The sequence below is a fragment of the Pseudomonas sp. 2995-1 genome, assembly GCF_002742505.1.
Taxonomy (GTDB): domain Bacteria; phylum Pseudomonadota; class Gammaproteobacteria; order Pseudomonadales; family Pseudomonadaceae; genus Aquipseudomonas; species Aquipseudomonas sivasensis.
This window is the reverse complement of the sequence record NZ_LJSA01000332.1, coordinates 729,829-745,123: the sequence shown is the minus strand read 5'-3', so window position 1 is coordinate 745,123 and position 15,295 is coordinate 729,829. Positions and strand designations below refer to the sequence as shown.

The 15,295-nt window shown below is 60.0% G+C and carries 14 protein-coding genes; 6 read left to right on the top strand and 8 right to left on the bottom strand.

The annotated features are described in order from the left end of the window. Nucleotides 1-3 precede the first annotated feature (3 nt). From AOA61_RS12420 to lptE, 4 genes are read left to right on the top strand one after another with little or no spacing between them, the layout of a single operon-like run. Nucleotides 4-1,152, top strand: a complete 1,149-nt coding sequence (locus AOA61_RS12420; RefSeq protein WP_095185307.1) for an ABC transporter permease — start codon at nucleotides 4-6, stop codon at nucleotides 1,150-1,152. Then, on the top strand, nucleotides 1,149-1,952 hold the full coding sequence (locus AOA61_RS12415; protein WP_095185306.1) for an ABC transporter ATP-binding protein: 804 nt from the start codon (nucleotides 1,149-1,151) through the stop codon (nucleotides 1,950-1,952). The genes AOA61_RS12420 and AOA61_RS12415 overlap by 4 nt, the downstream gene beginning before the upstream one ends. A gap of 1 nt (nucleotide 1,953) precedes the next feature. After that, nucleotides 1,954-2,892 carry an MlaD family protein gene (locus AOA61_RS12410; protein WP_099601841.1) on the top strand — a complete coding sequence of 313 codons (939 nt, stop codon included), beginning with the start codon at nucleotides 1,954-1,956 and terminating at the stop codon, nucleotides 2,890-2,892. Then, nucleotides 2,889-3,500, top strand: a complete 612-nt coding sequence (lptE, locus tag AOA61_RS12405) for an LPS assembly lipoprotein LptE (RefSeq protein WP_099601840.1) — start codon at nucleotides 2,889-2,891, stop codon at nucleotides 3,498-3,500. The genes AOA61_RS12410 and lptE overlap by 4 nt, the downstream gene beginning before the upstream one ends. Nucleotides 3,501-3,593: 93 nt before the next feature. Here lptE and AOA61_RS12400 read toward each other — a convergent pair whose 3' ends face one another. The 5 genes from AOA61_RS12400 to AOA61_RS12380 form a co-directional block, all read right to left on the bottom strand. Next, nucleotides 3,594-4,823 (bottom strand): nucleoside recognition domain-containing protein, encoded by a 1,230-nt coding sequence (locus tag AOA61_RS12400; RefSeq protein ID WP_099601839.1) that lies wholly within the window; start codon nucleotides 4,821-4,823, stop codon nucleotides 3,594-3,596. 97 nt (nucleotides 4,824-4,920) lie between these two features. Continuing rightward, nucleotides 4,921-6,252, bottom strand: coding sequence for a glutamate/aspartate:proton symporter GltP (gene gltP / locus AOA61_RS12395; RefSeq protein WP_032885038.1), 1,332 nt, complete (start codon nucleotides 6,250-6,252; stop codon nucleotides 4,921-4,923). A 712-nt stretch (nucleotides 6,253-6,964) separates the two neighbouring features. After that, nucleotides 6,965-7,432, bottom strand: coding sequence for an inhibitor of vertebrate lysozyme family protein (locus tag AOA61_RS12390; protein WP_032885040.1), 468 nt, complete (start codon nucleotides 7,430-7,432; stop codon nucleotides 6,965-6,967). A gap of 2 nt (nucleotides 7,433-7,434) precedes the next feature. After that, entirely contained in the window at nucleotides 7,435-7,599 is a 165-nt protein-coding gene (locus AOA61_RS12385) for a DUF1328 domain-containing protein (RefSeq protein ID WP_003170804.1), read from the bottom strand. An 85-nt stretch (nucleotides 7,600-7,684) separates the two neighbouring features. After that, nucleotides 7,685-7,984: a hypothetical protein gene (locus AOA61_RS12380; protein WP_032885189.1), complete on the bottom strand. Its 300-nt coding sequence runs from the start codon at nucleotides 7,982-7,984 to the stop codon at nucleotides 7,685-7,687. A gap of 377 nt (nucleotides 7,985-8,361) precedes the next feature. Here AOA61_RS12380 and algB point away from each other — a divergent pair, with 377 nt between their 5' ends. Beyond that, nucleotides 8,362-9,708, top strand: coding sequence for a sigma-54-dependent response regulator transcription factor AlgB (gene algB / locus AOA61_RS12375; protein WP_032885041.1), 1,347 nt, complete (start codon nucleotides 8,362-8,364; stop codon nucleotides 9,706-9,708). A gap of 10 nt (nucleotides 9,709-9,718) precedes the next feature. After that, nucleotides 9,719-11,506: an ATP-binding protein gene (locus AOA61_RS12370; protein WP_032885043.1), complete on the top strand. Its 1,788-nt coding sequence runs from the start codon at nucleotides 9,719-9,721 to the stop codon at nucleotides 11,504-11,506. 3 nt (nucleotides 11,507-11,509) lie between these two features. Here the strand turns inward: AOA61_RS12370 and AOA61_RS12365 are convergent, their stop codons facing one another. The 3 genes from AOA61_RS12365 to AOA61_RS12355 form a co-directional block, all read right to left on the bottom strand. Next, nucleotides 11,510-12,286: an N-acetylmuramoyl-L-alanine amidase gene (locus tag AOA61_RS12365; protein WP_099601838.1), complete on the bottom strand. Its 777-nt coding sequence runs from the start codon at nucleotides 12,284-12,286 to the stop codon at nucleotides 11,510-11,512. 88 nt (nucleotides 12,287-12,374) lie between these two features. Continuing rightward, nucleotides 12,375-14,414 carry a diguanylate cyclase gene (locus AOA61_RS12360; protein WP_099601837.1) on the bottom strand — a complete coding sequence of 680 codons (2,040 nt, stop codon included), beginning with the start codon at nucleotides 14,412-14,414 and terminating at the stop codon, nucleotides 12,375-12,377. Continuing rightward, nucleotides 14,411-15,292, bottom strand: coding sequence for an endonuclease/exonuclease/phosphatase family protein (locus tag AOA61_RS12355; protein ID WP_032885046.1), 882 nt, complete (start codon nucleotides 15,290-15,292; stop codon nucleotides 14,411-14,413). The genes AOA61_RS12360 and AOA61_RS12355 overlap by 4 nt, the downstream gene beginning before the upstream one ends. Between the last annotated feature and the right edge of the window lie 3 nt (nucleotides 15,293-15,295).

The following is a 15,295-nucleotide window of genomic DNA, read 5'->3' as shown; positions in this document are numbered from 1 at the left end:
CTTATGACCAGTAGTCCCACGGCCGGCGCAGCCCACCTCGATACCTCCACCGCCCCTCCGTTACTGCGGATTACGGGGGACTGGACGCTGGCCCACTACGCAAACCTAAAGAAGCTGTCGGACAAACTCGACGGCCAATACGACGCCGGCGCACGCATAGACCTCAATGGGCTCGGCGCCCTGGATACCGCCGGCGCCTCGCTGCTGGTGGAACTGCTTGGGCCAACCCGTATCGAGCAATCCGCCGAGCAGACCGATTGCAGTCTGTCCGCTGCCGACCGCGCGTTGCTCAAGACCGTCTACCGCTCACTCAACGATTTTTGCGTACCGGAAAAAGCACCGGAAGAGGCTGCCGGTATCCAGGTGTTGGCACGCATCGGGCGGGCGGTGGATACCGTCTGGCAGGACAGCAAGCAATTATTGGGTTTTGTCGGCCTGATCCTCGAAACCTTTGCCCGTGGCATTTTCCGCCCCAAGCGCTGGCGCCTGACGCCGATGGTTGCCCATCTCGAACAGGTCGGCCTCGATGCCGCGCCTATCGTGGCGTTGCTGACCTTTCTAGTCGGTGCCGTGGTGGCGTTTCTTGGCGCCACGGTACTCAAAAGCTTCGGCGCGACCATTTTTACGGTGGACCTGGTGGCGTTCTCCTTCCTGCGGGAATTCGGCGTGTTGCTCACTGCAATCCTGATCGCCGGCCGCACCGCTAGTGCGTTTACCGCGCAGATCGGTTCGATGAAGGCCAACGAAGAAATCGACGCCATCCGCACACTGGGCCTGGATCCGATGGAGTTGCTGGTACTGCCCCGCGTACTCGCGCTGCTGGTCGCGCTGCCGATGCTGACCTTTTTGGCGATGCTCTCGGGGATCGTCGGCGGCGGTGTGGTGTGTGCCGTGGCGCTGGATATTTCGCCGGCGATGTTCCTCTCGCTACTGCAATCGGACATTGGCGTGCAGCACTTTTTGGTGGGCATGGTGAAAGCACCGATCTTCGCCTTTTTGATCGCAGCCATTGGCTGCCTGGAAGGCTTCAAGGTCAGCGGCAGTGCCGAATCGGTCGGCGCCCACACCACCTCCAGCGTGGTGCAATCGATCTTTGTGGTGATCGTGCTGGATGCGGTTGCCGCGCTGTTCTTCATGGAGATGGGCTGGTGAGTCGTCTACACCGTTCGCCCACCGAGGCGGTGATTGAAGTGCGTGGTCTGTGCAATCGCTTTGGCAGCCAGAGCGTGCACGAGAATCTCGACCTGGATTTGTACAAGGGCGAAATCCTTGCGGTGGTCGGCGGCTCCGGCAGTGGCAAGTCGGTACTGTTGCGCAGCATCGTCGGCCTGCGCCGCCCCAGCGAGGGCGAAGTGCGGGTGTTCGGCAAGAATCTGCCGAGCCTGCCGGAGCATGAGCGTTCGCTGGTAGAGCGGCGCTTCGGCGTGCTGTTCCAGAAGGGCGCGCTGTTTTCCTCGCTGACCGTGACCGAGAACGTCGCGCTGCCACTGATCGAGCACGCAGGCCTCAGCCGTCGAGACGCCGAGCACTTGGCGGCCGTCAAACTCGCCCTCGCTGGGCTGCCGCTGTCGGCCGCCGACAAATACCCCGCGTCGCTCTCCGGTGGCATGATCAAGCGCGCCGCACTGGCCCGGGCCCTGGCGCTGGACCCGGACATCCTGTTCCTCGACGAGCCCACCGCCGGCCTCGACCCGATTGGCGCGGCGCAATTCGACCAACTGATCCTGACCCTGCGCGACGCGCTGGGCCTGAGCGTGTTCCTGGTCACCCATGACTTGGACACGCTGTACACCATCACCGACCGCGTGGCGGTGCTGGCGCAGAAGAAAGTGCTGGTGGCGGACGCCATCGATATCGTCTCGGAAACGGACGACGCCTGGATTCACGAATACTTCCACGGCCCCCGGGGCCGCGCGGCATTGGATGCCGCTCAACCGCTCAACGAGGTATGACATGGAAACCCGAGCCCATCATGTGATGATCGGTCTGTTCAGCGTGATCGTGGTGGTCGGCGCGATGCTGTTTGGCCTGTGGCTGGCCAAATCCAGCGTCGACAGCGCCTTCCAGGATTACGAAGTGATCTTCAACGAGGCGGTCAGCGGCTTGTCTCAAGGCAGCTCGGTGCAATACAGCGGGATCAAGGTGGGCGACGTGATCAGCCTGAGCCTGGACCCCAACGACCCGCGCCGCGTACTCGCGCGTATCCGCCTGGCCGGGCAGACGCCGATCAAGGAAGACACCCAAGCCAAACTCGCGCTGACCGGCATCACGGGCACGTCGATCATCCAACTCAGCGGCGGGACACCTCAAAGTGCGGTGCTCAAGGGCAAGGATGGCAACCTGCCGCAGATCATCGCCTCGCCATCACCCATCGCGCGGCTGCTGAACAACAGCAATGACCTGATGACCGGCATCAACCTGCTGCTGCACAACGCCAACGAGATGTTCTCCTCGGATAACGTCGAGCGACTGAGCAAGACCCTGGATAACCTGCAACAAACCACTGGCGCCATTGCCGACCAACGCGGCGATATCAAGGTGGTGATGCAACAACTGATGCAAGTCAGCAAACAAGCCACCGCTGCTCTGGAGCAGACCACGGTGCTGATGCGTAACGCTAACGGGTTGCTCAACGATCAAGGCAAACAGGCGTTCGGCAGCGCCGAACAAGCGATGAAAGCCCTGGAGCAAAGCACCGCCACCATCAATACCTTGCTGACCAATAACAAAGACTCGGTGAACAGTGGCATGCAGGGCCTCAACGAACTGGCGCCGGCGGTGCGCGAACTGCGCGAAACACTCGGTTCGCTGCGCGCCATCTCCCGCCGCCTGGAAGCCAACCCCAGCGGTTACCTGCTGGGCAGTGATAAGAACAAGGAGTTCACGCCATGAAGCGTGCTTATCAAATGATCGCTCCTGTGGCGCTGGCATTGGTGAGCGCATGCTCGATCCTGCCTAAAGCCGACCCGTCGGACGTCTACCGCCTGGCCTCCGCTCAGACGACGACTCAAGGCACCCCGGTAGGTTGGTCGCTACGCCTGACCAAGCCACAAACCAGCGAGTTCCTCGACAGCCCACGCATCGCCGTGGTGCCCAATGGCGACCTGATCAGCAGCTACGCCCACTCGCGCTGGAGCGATCCCGCGCCGGTGCTGTTGCGTAATCGCCTGCTGGACGGCTTCCAGCGCGACGGCCGAGTGACACTGTTGAGCACCGACGACACTAACCTGCAGGCCGACTATGAGCTGGGCGGGCAGTTGCAGGCGTTTCAGAGTGAGTACCGGGGCAGTGCGGTGGAGGTGGTGATCCGCCTCGACGCACGCCTGGTGCGTGGCAGTGATCAGCGGATTATTGCCAGCCGGCGGTTTGAAGTGCACCAAGCGGTGAGCGATACCAAGGTGCCGGCGGTGGTGGCCGGGTTTGGAGTGGCTGGGGATCAGTTGAGCAGGCAGGTGGTGGAGTGGGTTGTTCAGCAGGGCAACGGTGTTGCGAAACGCTGAGGGCCTCATCGGGGGCAAGCCCCCTCCCACATTTTGAATGTGTTCACAGATCAACATGTAGGAGGGGGCTTGCTCCCAATAGCGATCCGAGCCTCAGCCAAAGAACCAGTAGCACACCGCAATCGCCGCCACGACACCCGCAAACTCAGCCAGCAACGCACAGCCCACCGCATGCCGCGCCCGCTGAATGCCCACCGAGCCGAAGTACACCGCTAACACATAAAAGGTGGTTTCCGTACTGCCCTGGATCGTCGCCGCCACCAGAGCCGGGAAGCTGTCCACACCTTGAGTCTGCATGGTCTCGATCAACATCGCCCGCGCAGCGCTGCCGGAGAATGGCTTGACCATCGCCGTGGGCAATGCATCGACAAAGCGCGTGTCCGTGCCGGTCCAAGCGACCAGATGGCGAATCCCCTCAAGGCCAAAGTCCAAGGCCCCGGAGGCGCGCAAAACACCTACGGCACAGAGCATCGCAACCAAGTAAGGCAACAGGTTCTTGGCCACATCGAAGCCTTCTTTGGCCCCTTCGACAAACGCCTCGTACACCTTCACCTTGCGCAACGCGCCGATCACCAGGAACAGCATGATCAATCCAAACAACGTGAGGTTGCCGAGGATCGACGACAAACCGGCCAGCGCAGTGGCAGATAGCGTGGCCAATAACGCCATAAAGCCGCCCAGCACCAACGCACCCGGAATCAGGTAAGCCAGCACCACCGGATCCCAAAGCCGCAGACGCTGCATCACCGCCACCGACAGCAGGCCCACCAGAGTAGAAGCGCTGGTGGCCAACAGGATCGGCAGGAACACCAACGTCGGGTCGGCGGCGCCTTGCTGGGCGCGGTACATGAAGATGGTCACTGGCAGCAGTGTCAGAGACGAGGCGTTGAGCACCAGGAACAGAATCTGCGCGTTACTCGCCGTGTTGGGGATGGGGTTAAGTTCCTGCAACGCCTTCATGGCCTTTAGGCCGATTGGAGTGGCCGCGTTATCCAGGCCCAGGCCGTTAGCGGCGAAGTTGAGGGTGATCAGACCGATGGCAGGGTGGCCGGCCGGCACTTCCGGCATCAGGCGGCGAAACAGCGGGCCAAGGGCCTTGGCCAGCCAATCGACGATCCCGGCTTTCTCGGCGATACGCAGAAAGCCCAGCCACAGGGTCAGGGTGCCGAACAGCAGCACCATCACTTCCACCGACAATTTGGCCATGGCGAAAATGCTTTCCACCATCGCCGCAAAAATCCCGGCGTTACCCCCCACCAGCCATTGCGCCAGTGCTGACACCATCGCCACGACAAAGAAGCCAAGCCACAGGCCATTGAGCATCAGTTAAATCCCCCGAAAGATGGGGCGAATGATAGCGGGGCTGGCAGAAACGACAAACCCCGGATTTACCGGGGTTTGTCTTAGAGCCGTCGGACTATCAGCCGCGAGTGGCTTGGGCAGTCGGCAGGGCTTGCTTGGTGCGCCAGTGCGGCAGCGAATTCCAGTAGCGCTCGCCTTTGGCGTCGTCGTACATGCCTTCCCAACGGGAGATGACCAATACCGCCAGGGCATTACCGATCACGTTGAGGGCGGTACGCGCCATGTCCATGATGCGGTCCACACCGGCGATGAACGCCAGGCCTTCCAGCGGGATCCCGACGCTGCCCAAGGTGGCCAGCAGCACCACGAAGGACACGCCCGGCACGCCGGCGATGCCTTTGGAGGTGACCATCAGAGTCAGCACCAGCATCAGTTGCTGACCGATCGACAGGTCAATGCCATACAGCTGGGCGATAAAGATTGCCGCGATGCTCTGGTACAAGGTCGAACCGTCGAGGTTGAACGAGTAACCGGTCGGCACCACGAAGCTGCAGATAGCCTTTGGCGCGCCATAAGCTTCCATCTTCTCGATCACGCGCGGCAGCACGGTTTCGGAACTGGCGGTGGAGTAAGCCAGTACCAGCTCATCTTTGAAGATGCGGATCAGCTTGAGAATCGAGAAGCCGAACAGGCGGGCGATCAGGCCCAGTACTGCAAAAGCGAAGAACAGGATGGCGACGTAAACCAGGATCACCAGCTTGGCCAGCGGCAGCAAGGAGGCAAAGCCAAAGTTAGCGACAGTCACTGCGATCAGTGCGAATACGCCGATCGGGGCGTACTTCATGATCATGTGGGTGACTTTGAACATGCTCTCGGACACGCCTTGGAACATGGTCACAAGCGGCTCACGCAGCTCAGGCTTGAGGCTCGACAGACCCAGGCCGAACAGCACTGAGAAGAAAATGATCGGCAGCATCTCGCCACGGGCAACAGCGGCGAAGATGTTCGACGGGATCAGGTTGAGGATGGTCTCGATAAACGCATGCTCATGCTGCACCTCGGCGGCGGTCGCCTGGTATTTGGAGATATCCACCGTACCGAGGGTACTCATGTCGATGCCCGCGCCCGGATGGAACAGGTTGGCCAGCAACAGGCCGACCACAATGGCGATGGTGGTGACGACTTCGAAGTAAAGGATGGTTTTGACGCCGATACGACCGAGCTTTTTCGCGTCACCGACACCGGCAATGCCGACGATCAACGAGGAAATCACAATCGGGATCACGATCATCTTGATCAGGCGGATAAAGATATCGCCCGCTGGCTGCAGCACGTTGCTGATCCACCAGGCCTTTTCAGCACTGAAATGGTTGAGCACTGCGCCGATTGCGATCCCCAGCACCAAACCGATGAGGATCTGCCAGGCGAGGCTTAGCTTTGCCTTCTTCATGTCATTACCCTTACTTCAAGTGAACTTAAGGCAAATGCGCCAGCTGGACCGCTCGAAAGCGAAAAAGTGTGTGCATCTGCCTCCATGAAAGGTCACCGCAGCGTGGCCGAAATGGCTTACTGGCAGGCGAAAAAAGGCGCAACTATTCCGATGCAAGGGAGCGACGTCTAATGCCGTAAACGCCTACCCTATGCCGAATCGGCATGACTTTTTTTCATAATAACTGTCCGAACGGTCAGTTCATATGCGACATATTGTCAGGTGAATATGCCGTGAACCGGCCAATTCAGGCTCGCGCAGAGATTCTGCACGTGTTTGGTGCGTTGGCAGAAATGCCTGGGAATCACGCGGCATTGCGTCAGAAATGTCCTATAGCGTCGACAAAACTTTCTCGATAGATGGTCGTCCCGACACACCAAGTAATGGTTGGGAACAAGCAAAAAGAAAATTCGCAGCTATGGGCGGTATAAAAGGCAGGGATGAAAGTCATAAGCCCGCCGCAAGTTCAGCAAGCAGGGGGCTTGTGAACTTGCGTCGCAGCTTTTCGCCTGACCCGGCCCTTGCGCAGGCACTCCCTGTACCCGTAGGTCACGCCGATCCCATTTGATCAGAGCAACCCAGCCCCTTGGTCATGCACCGCTGTTGGCGAGCGGTGCAAACAGAAAGAAGCAAGGGTGCTTCTTTCTATGGACGCTGGCCCCGTAGCCGGGACCTAGTACCAATTCGGATCTTTCTTCAGCTGCTCCATCAGCAGCTTCTGCATGCCTTCATCCGGCTTACCGATAAAACGGTAATCGGCATGGCGTGTTGGGGATTTATCAGCCGGCAAACCGGCGGGCACTTCCACCAACATGGCGTAGGCATCTTCCTTGTCGAAGCTGAAGGCGACGATCAGGCGCTTGTTCTTGCACGTGTCTGCAGTTTCGCAAAGCGGCCCGACCAAGTACTTGTCACCATCTTCTTCCACGGCGTTCATCTGCTCGGCTGTGCCTGACAGGTTCATCACCCATTCCGGCAAGCGCTCTTCTTTTTTCACCACGTCTTGCCAAGTCTCGCGGTACTGCGGGTCCGCGGTCAGCAATTGGTTGGCCCGGGATTGGCCGTCATTGGCGGCCATCGCCAGGCCACTGCCGCCCAAGAGCAGGGCGACAGCCATGGTTTTAAAGCACAGAGTGGTCATATTCAGCCTCGGCCGCGACGACCAAAGAAGAACGAAGCAATGAACATCACCAGGAAGACTACGAACAGGATCTTAGCGATCCCAGTGGCGGTGCCCGCGATACCACCAAAGCCCAGAACTGCAGCCACAATGGCGATGATCAGAAATGTGATTGCCCAACTCAACATGGTGATTCTCCTTACGCTTCGATAGAGGTAACAGCGGTAGTGCCGTGCCGTACGGCCGCCCTACACAAGCGGCCGCTTTTATTGCCTAAAACACCCAACGTTCTTGGGTTGGCAGCTCGCCCAGGGTGGAATCCTGCTCGGCCACTCTCAATTGCGGTGCAGTTACATCAGCAGAAGCAGCACCGACGGTACGGCTGCCAATGGAACTGAAATGTGTCTGCGTCATCGCCGGACGTTCGAAATGCGGGGTTTGCTGCTGACTCTGCTGCCAATGTTGCATCTGCTGGCCTGCTATCAGCGTGACCATTACGGCCAAGCTGGCAAACATGCCTTGCTGTAAGCGCAGTGGCGATACACACAATTGGCTGAGGATTTGGCGAGTCATGCTGATGTTCTCCCGCATTTTGATTATTCGTTGAGAGAGGTATTGCAGCGTGCATGCCAGCTTTTTTACAAAATAAAACCCAATAAAATCAGTAGCTTATGCATTAAAGACACAACGGCAGTGCAGCATCCTGCACGATCGCCCTTTATAGGCCGTGCGAAATGCACGACGGTCAGTGGTCGGATCAAAGGATCGAAAGCAACGGAGTAGTTGCCGAAGTGGCAAGAAGGCATGAAAACGCCATCAGGCGGGGCTCTGTAGGAAAAGATGCAGATACCTGCACGGCAATGCCTTTTATCAATCAGAATAAACCATGCAACTTGCCCGATTATTCCGGGACTAAACACCATCATTTATAGTTAAGGAGCGCGGGACAGATGGAATCAGCCAAGGAACTTCAAGGCCGCATTCTTTTAGTGGATGACGAGTCCGCGATCCTCCGCACCTTCCGTTATTGCCTGGAAGATGAAGGCTACACCGTCGCCACCGCCAACAGCGCCGCCCAGGCTGATGCGCTGATGCAACGCCAGGTGTTCGACCTGTGCTTCCTGGACCTGCGCCTGGGCGAAGACAACGGTCTGGATGTGCTGGCACACATGCGTATCCAGGCACCGTGGATGCGCGTGGTGATTGTCACCGCTCACTCCGCCGTCGATACCGCCGTGGACGCGATCCAGGCCGGTGCCGCCGATTACTTGGTCAAGCCTTGCAGCCCCGATCAACTGCGCCTCGCTACGGCCAAGCAATTGGAGGTGCGCCAGCTGTCCGCGCGCTTGGAGGCTTTAGAAGGTGCAGTGCGCCAGCCCAAAGACGGCCTCGACTCTCATAGCCCGTCAATGATGGTGGTGCTGGAAACCGCGCGCCAGGTGGCGGGGACCGACGCCAACATCTTGATCCTTGGCGAGTCAGGCACCGGTAAAGGCGAACTGGCCCGCGCTATTCACGGCTGGAGCAAGCGCGCGAAGAAATCCTGCGTGACCATCAATTGCCCGTCGCTGACCGCTGAGCTGATGGAAAGCGAGCTATTCGGTCATAGCCGTGGCGCCTTCACCGGCGCCAGTGAGAGCACGCTGGGCCGCGTCAATCAGGCAGACGGTGGCACGCTGTTTCTTGATGAGATCGGCGATTTTCCCCTCACGTTGCAGCCCAAGTTACTGCGCTTTATCCAGGACAAGGAATACGAGCGCGTGGGCGACCCGGTCACCCGCCGGGCCGACGTGCGTATCCTCGCCGCCACCAACTTGAACCTGGAAGACATGGTGCGCGACGGACGTTTCCGTGAAGACTTGCTGTACCGCCTCAACGTCATCACCCTGCACTTGCCGCCGCTGCGCGAGCGCAGTGAAGACATCCTGACGCTGGCAGACCGTTTCCTGGCGCGCTTCGTCAAGGAATACGCCCGGCCGGCGCGGGGTTTCAGTGATCAAGCACGTGAAGCGCTGCTCAACTATCGCTGGCCCGGCAACATCCGTGAGCTGCGTAACGTGGTGGAGCGGGCGAGCATCATCTGCCCGCAGGAAAAGGTAGAAATCGTTCACCTAGGCATGGCCGAACAACCGACCAACAATGCACCGCGTATCGGGGCGGCGTTGAGCCTGGACGAGCTGGAGAAAGCCCATATCGGTGCGGTTCTGGCCACCAGCGACACCTTGGACCAGGCGGCACGCACCCTCGGCATCGACGCGTCGACCCTGTATCGCAAACGCAAACAGTACAACCTGTGAGCTGCACCCTATGAAGTTAGCGATGAAACTGCGCACTCGTTTATTCCTGAGCATTTCAGCGCTGATAACCGTCGCTCTGCTGGGGTTGATCCTGGGCTTAGTCAGCGTGATGCAGATGGCTAAGACCCAGGAATCGCTGATCCGCAGCAACTTTGTCACCCTGGACCTGGGCCTCAAACTGCGCCAGATCCTTGGCGACCAGTTGATCATGATGCTGGAGCAGCGCCCTGACCCCGAGGCGCTGCAAGCCTCCAAAAAACGTTACTTCGACTTGCTGGAACAGGGTATCGCCCACGAACAGCGCGATGGCCATGGCAACGGTTTCAGCCAGGCACGCCTCCAATACCAAGACTTGCTTGAAGCCTTCGACCAATCCCAGCAAGCGTCGCCGCCGCCGGGCAGCAAGGAAAAACTCACCGAAACCTTCAATGTGCTGCGCAACGGGCTGATTACTGAACATAAGCAGGCCTTGGATAACATCAGCGCCAGCGAGCATAAATCCCGTGAGCGGGCGTTGCTGATCGCTGGTTTGCTGGGGTTGGTGGGGCTCGCGGTGCTGATCATCGGATTTGTCACCGCCCATGGCATCGCCCGGCGATTCGGCGGGCCAATTGAGGCGCTGGCCAAAGCGGCGGACAAGATCGGCCAAGGTGATTTCGAGGTGACGCTGCCGATTTCTTCAGCAGCGGAAATGAACCTGTTAACCCGCCGTTTTGGCCTGATGGCCGAGGCGGTTCGTCAGCATCAAGCGACCAACGTTGACGAACTGCTGGCCGGCCAGCAGCGCCTGCAAGCTGTGTTAGACAGCATCGACGATGGCCTGCTGATGATTGACCGCCAAGGCCGCCTGGAACATCTCAACCCCGTCGCGCAGCGCCAGTTGGGCTGGGACGAGGAACGCCTCGGCCAAGGCCTGGGCGAAGCCCTGATGCGTCCCGAACTGGATGAACAGCTGCAAATGGTGCTGCGCGGCGGCAACCTGGAACGGGCGCCGGATGATCTGGAAGTGGAAGTCGAGGGCGAACTGCGCCTGCTGACCTACAGCCTCACACCTGTCAGCCATACCGAGGGGCATATTCTCGGGGCGGTCATGGTGCTGCACGACGTGACCGAACAGCGCGCCTTTGAACGGGTACGCAGCGAGTTCGTCCTGCGGGCATCCCACGAATTGCGCACGCCGGTGACTGGCATGCACATGGCGTTCGGCCTGTTCCGCGAACGTGCGAAATTCCCGGCGGACTCCCGCGAAGCGGACCTGCTGGATACGGTCAATGAAGAGATGCAGCGCCTGATGCAGTTGATCAACGACTTGCTCAATTTTTCGCGCTACCAGAACGGCCTGCAGAAACTCACCCTGGGCCCGTGCGACGTGACGGACCTGCTTGAAAACGCTCGTGCGCGCTTTGTGGAGCCCGCCAATGCGCAGAACATAGAGTTGCTGGTAGAAGTTCAATCCGACCTGCCACGCCTGTATGCCGACCAAGCGCAATTGGAGCGTGTGCTCGACAACCTTTTGGGCAACGCCCTGCGTCACACCGCCGACGGCGGGCAGATTCACCTGCAGGCTCGACGCCATGGCGAGCGGGTAATCATCAGTGTCGAGGACAATGGGGAAGGTATCGCCTATGGCCAACAAGGGCGCATCTTCGAACCCTTCGTCCAGGTGGGCCGCAAGAAAGGCGGCGCCGGCCTTGGGCTGGCGCTGTGCAAAGAGATTGTGCAACTGCACGGCGGTCGCATGGGGGTGTATTCGCGGCCGGGGCAGGGCACTCAGTTCTACATGGCGTTACCGCTTTAACCTTTAGCGCCGGTTGAGGGCACGCAAAATAGCGGCACTTTCGGCGTCCGGCTCCCCAACAAACAGGGAAGGCCGGAAACGCATCTGGAACGCCGCGATCACATGACGCGTTGCGACATCCAACACACCGGTCTGGGGTGTCGGGTAACCAAGAAGCGCCAACTCTTCCTGGAACCAGGTGATGCTCGGCAGTTCAGCAGCATATTGCACCTGAAAGCGCGCGACCGCCTGAGCATCCGGCCATACACCCAGACCTTCATCGGCCAGGGGCTTCCAAGGGAACAACGGCCCCGGGTCCAGCTTGCGCAGCGGCGCTATATCGCTGTGACCAATGATGTTCTTGGGGTCGATGCCATTGCGCTTGCTGATGTCCTTGAGCAGCACTACCAGCGATTTTACCTGGGCCTCGGAATACGGGTACCACAGGCGACCTGTGGGCGTGTCCTTATAGCCGGGGTTCACAATTTCGATCCCGATGGAGCTGGAGTTGAGCCAGGTACGCCCCATCCACTCGCTTTCGCCCGCGTGCCAGGCGCGTTGGCTTTCATCCACCAGCTTGTAGATGGTGGCAGAGGCGTCGTCGCCGATCAGGTAATGCGCACTGACCTCACCGTGGGTCAGCAGGGCCAGTGATTGTTCAAGATTGGTGGAGGTGTAGTGGACAACCACGAACTGCACGCGATTGTCGTGGTTCGCCGAGGGGTGGCTGGTGTTCAGGCGGGGACCGCTGGCGCAGCCGGCGAGCAGAAGAAGCACAAAGGTGAAGTACAAGAATTTCATGGCGGAAGACAGCACGCTGAAGACGATAATGCAACAGTGTAACGTACGGTCCGTGGCCAAGCGGTCAAGTTACAAAATAGAACAACTTTTATGCCGCTTGCACTTGGTTACGACCTGCCGCTTTAGCCCGGTACAGCGCCTCATCCGCTCGTTTGAGCGCCAGGTCACTGCGTTCTCCCGGTTGGAATTGCGCCACCCCCATGGATACCGTAATCGTCACCGGCTCGCCCTTGAAGTGGAACGGGCAGGCCTCGATCGCCGCACGCAGCACTTCACCCACGCCCAGGGCATCCGACAGGGATGAATCAGGCATCAGCAACACAAACTCTTCACCGCCAAACCGCGCGATGAAATCGTTGGAGCGCAGGCGCTTGCGCAGCACGTTGGCGATAATCTTCAGCACCTTGTCACCGGCCAGGTGGCCGTAGCCATCGTTGATGCGCTTGAAGTGGTCCAGGTCCAGCATCGCCAGCGACAAATTATTGCCGTGCTGGTGCCAAGCATTGACCTCATGGTCGAGGCGCTCGCTCCAGGCGGCGCGGTTGGGCAAGTCGGTGAGCGGATCGATCAGCGCCTTCTGGCGCTGCACCTCGAGGTGCTCGCGATAGCCCTGGGCCTCCTGCTCCATATTGGCAACCCGCTCGGCCAGCCCTTTCAAGCGCGCCGCCACTTCCTGCTCGCGCTGGTCACGCTGCTGCTGGTGCTCGTCCATGGTGCCGAGCAAACCCTCAAGATGGCTTTCCAGCACCTGCTTGAGGCTGTCCAAGTCCGCGGCGTCCTGCACACTGCTTTGCAGGCCGTCGACCTGCTCGCGAATCTGCGTGTCCAGCTCCCGGGCTGCGGAGCGGCTGTCGGCATGACCGTCGCTGGCCACTTGCAGGTGGCCCTGGAAGGCCTCAAGACGCTCGTTAAGCTGTTTCAGGTAGGCCTCGAACTCGTGCTGGCCGCTGTCGGTGATCGCCAGCATCAGCACCGCCAAGTCATCAAGGATCGGCAGCAGTTCGTACCAGTTAAGACCGTGGGCCAGGCGCTCGCGCATGGCTTCGGCCTGTGGCCGATGGCGCTCGGGCAGTGACAGCTCTTCCAGCAGGCCGAGCAGGGTGTCTTCAATATGCTTGGCCACAGAGCTGTAGGACGGCTCGGGTGAGTCAGGCAGGGAATAGGGGCCGTCCGATTGCAGCTCGTTGGGGTCAGGCTCATCGACCTCCAACACAGGCGGGAGCGAGAGACTACCGATCACCGTCTCATCCGGCGTCTCGACCGCTACCGGCGGGGGCTCGATAAAGGCCGCGAGGGCGCTTTCGGCCGCAGGCTCTTCCTCCTGAGGCTGTGGCGCCTTAGGCGCTGGAGCTTCGGCGACAGGCGCAACCTCTGCCACCCTCTGCGCAGGCGCCTCGTACACAAACGCTTCGCTGACGGCCTTGGCGGGTTCAGGTTGTGCAGCAACCGGCTCCTGAGTCTGCGGCGCAAAGGCCCGCAGGGCTTGCGTCAGTTCATCGTTTTGCTCAGGTTCCTGAGGCTCGGCGGCGGCGTGGGTCACAACGGGGGACGGCGCTGGGCTGGCAACGGGCTCAGTGGCTACCGTTTCGCTCGCGGCGTCCTTGGCACCAAACAGACGCTGCAACAAACCTGGCCCAGGACGCGGAGTTTCACCCTCCGGCTCCAGGTTATTCAGCGCCTGCCCTTGCAGGCTGCTCAGCTCGCTGAGCAACAAAGGAATCTCTCGAGCCTGGCTGACGCGGCCATCCAACTGCTTGGCAAAGGTTTTCAGCGGACGGGCTACCTCACGGGGCAGCGGCAACTTTTGCAACTGCGTAACCAGAGAAGTCAATGCGGTGCTCATCTGGTCAATGCGGGTTTCGCGGCGCTGCTCAGAATCGAGCACGGCTTTTTCCAGGCGCGGCAGCAAGGCCGCGAGGGCGGCGTCCATGTCGTCGGTGCGCACAACGTCGCGCATTTCCTTCATGCATTGATCAACGGCACGGTCGGTACCTTCCGCCGCCAGCGTGCTACGCACCAGCCCGCGGCGCAGCAGATCAAGGCGTGCAGCCCAACGGCGTTCGAGCTTTTCTTGTTGCTCGATACTTAGCAGGTATTTTTCTTTCCAGCGCTGGGCGTCGTCGCTCATGCAAGGGGTCCGCGAGGGCCAGGGCTCAACGCGGGTAATGCATCTGCCGTGAGCGAGCCCGGCAGACGAATCTCTACCGCGACCGGCAGGTGATCGGAAATGGGCTGCGCCAGCACCTGCACACTTTCCAGTGTGAGGCTCGGGCTGAGCAGGATATGGTCAAGACAGCGTTGCGGTCGCCAGCTCGGAAACGTGGCTTCGACTTGCGGCGCTAATAGCCCTAGGTCGCGCAACGGGGAATTCTGCAGCAGGTCGTTGGCATGGGTGTTCATATCCCCCATCAGCACCTGATGCTTGTATTTGCCAATCAAATCGCGCACGTAAGCCAACTGAAGGTTGCGCGTACGCCCCCCGAGCGCCAAGTGCATCATTACCACCACCAAGGCTTCAGGCCCTTCGCCAAAACGCACGAGGATCGCCCCACGCCCCTTTGGACCCGGCAATGGATGGTCTTCGATGGCGGTCGGCTTCAAGCGGCTGAGCACACCATTACTGTGCTGCGCCAGGCGCCCGAGGTTGCGATTGAGTTGCTGATACCAGTAGGGGAAAGCCCCAAGATGGGCTAGATGCTCGACCTGATTGATGTAGCCCGAGCGAATGCTGCCACCGTCGGCTTCCTGCAAGGCGACCAGGTCGAAGTCACTCAACAGGTCGCCGATCTTCTGCAGGTTACCGGCCCGCCCGTTGTGGGGCAGCAAATGCTGCCAACCACGGGTGATGTAGTGACGGTACTTCTCGGTGCTGTTACCCACCTGGATATTGAAACTGAGCAGACGCAGACGATTGTCCGCCGGCAAGCCTGTCGATTCCAGGTGATGTTCATTGACCTGCGGGTCATGCAGGCCAACGACACGTTCGGTGGTGCCCCAGCGGCGCATGGG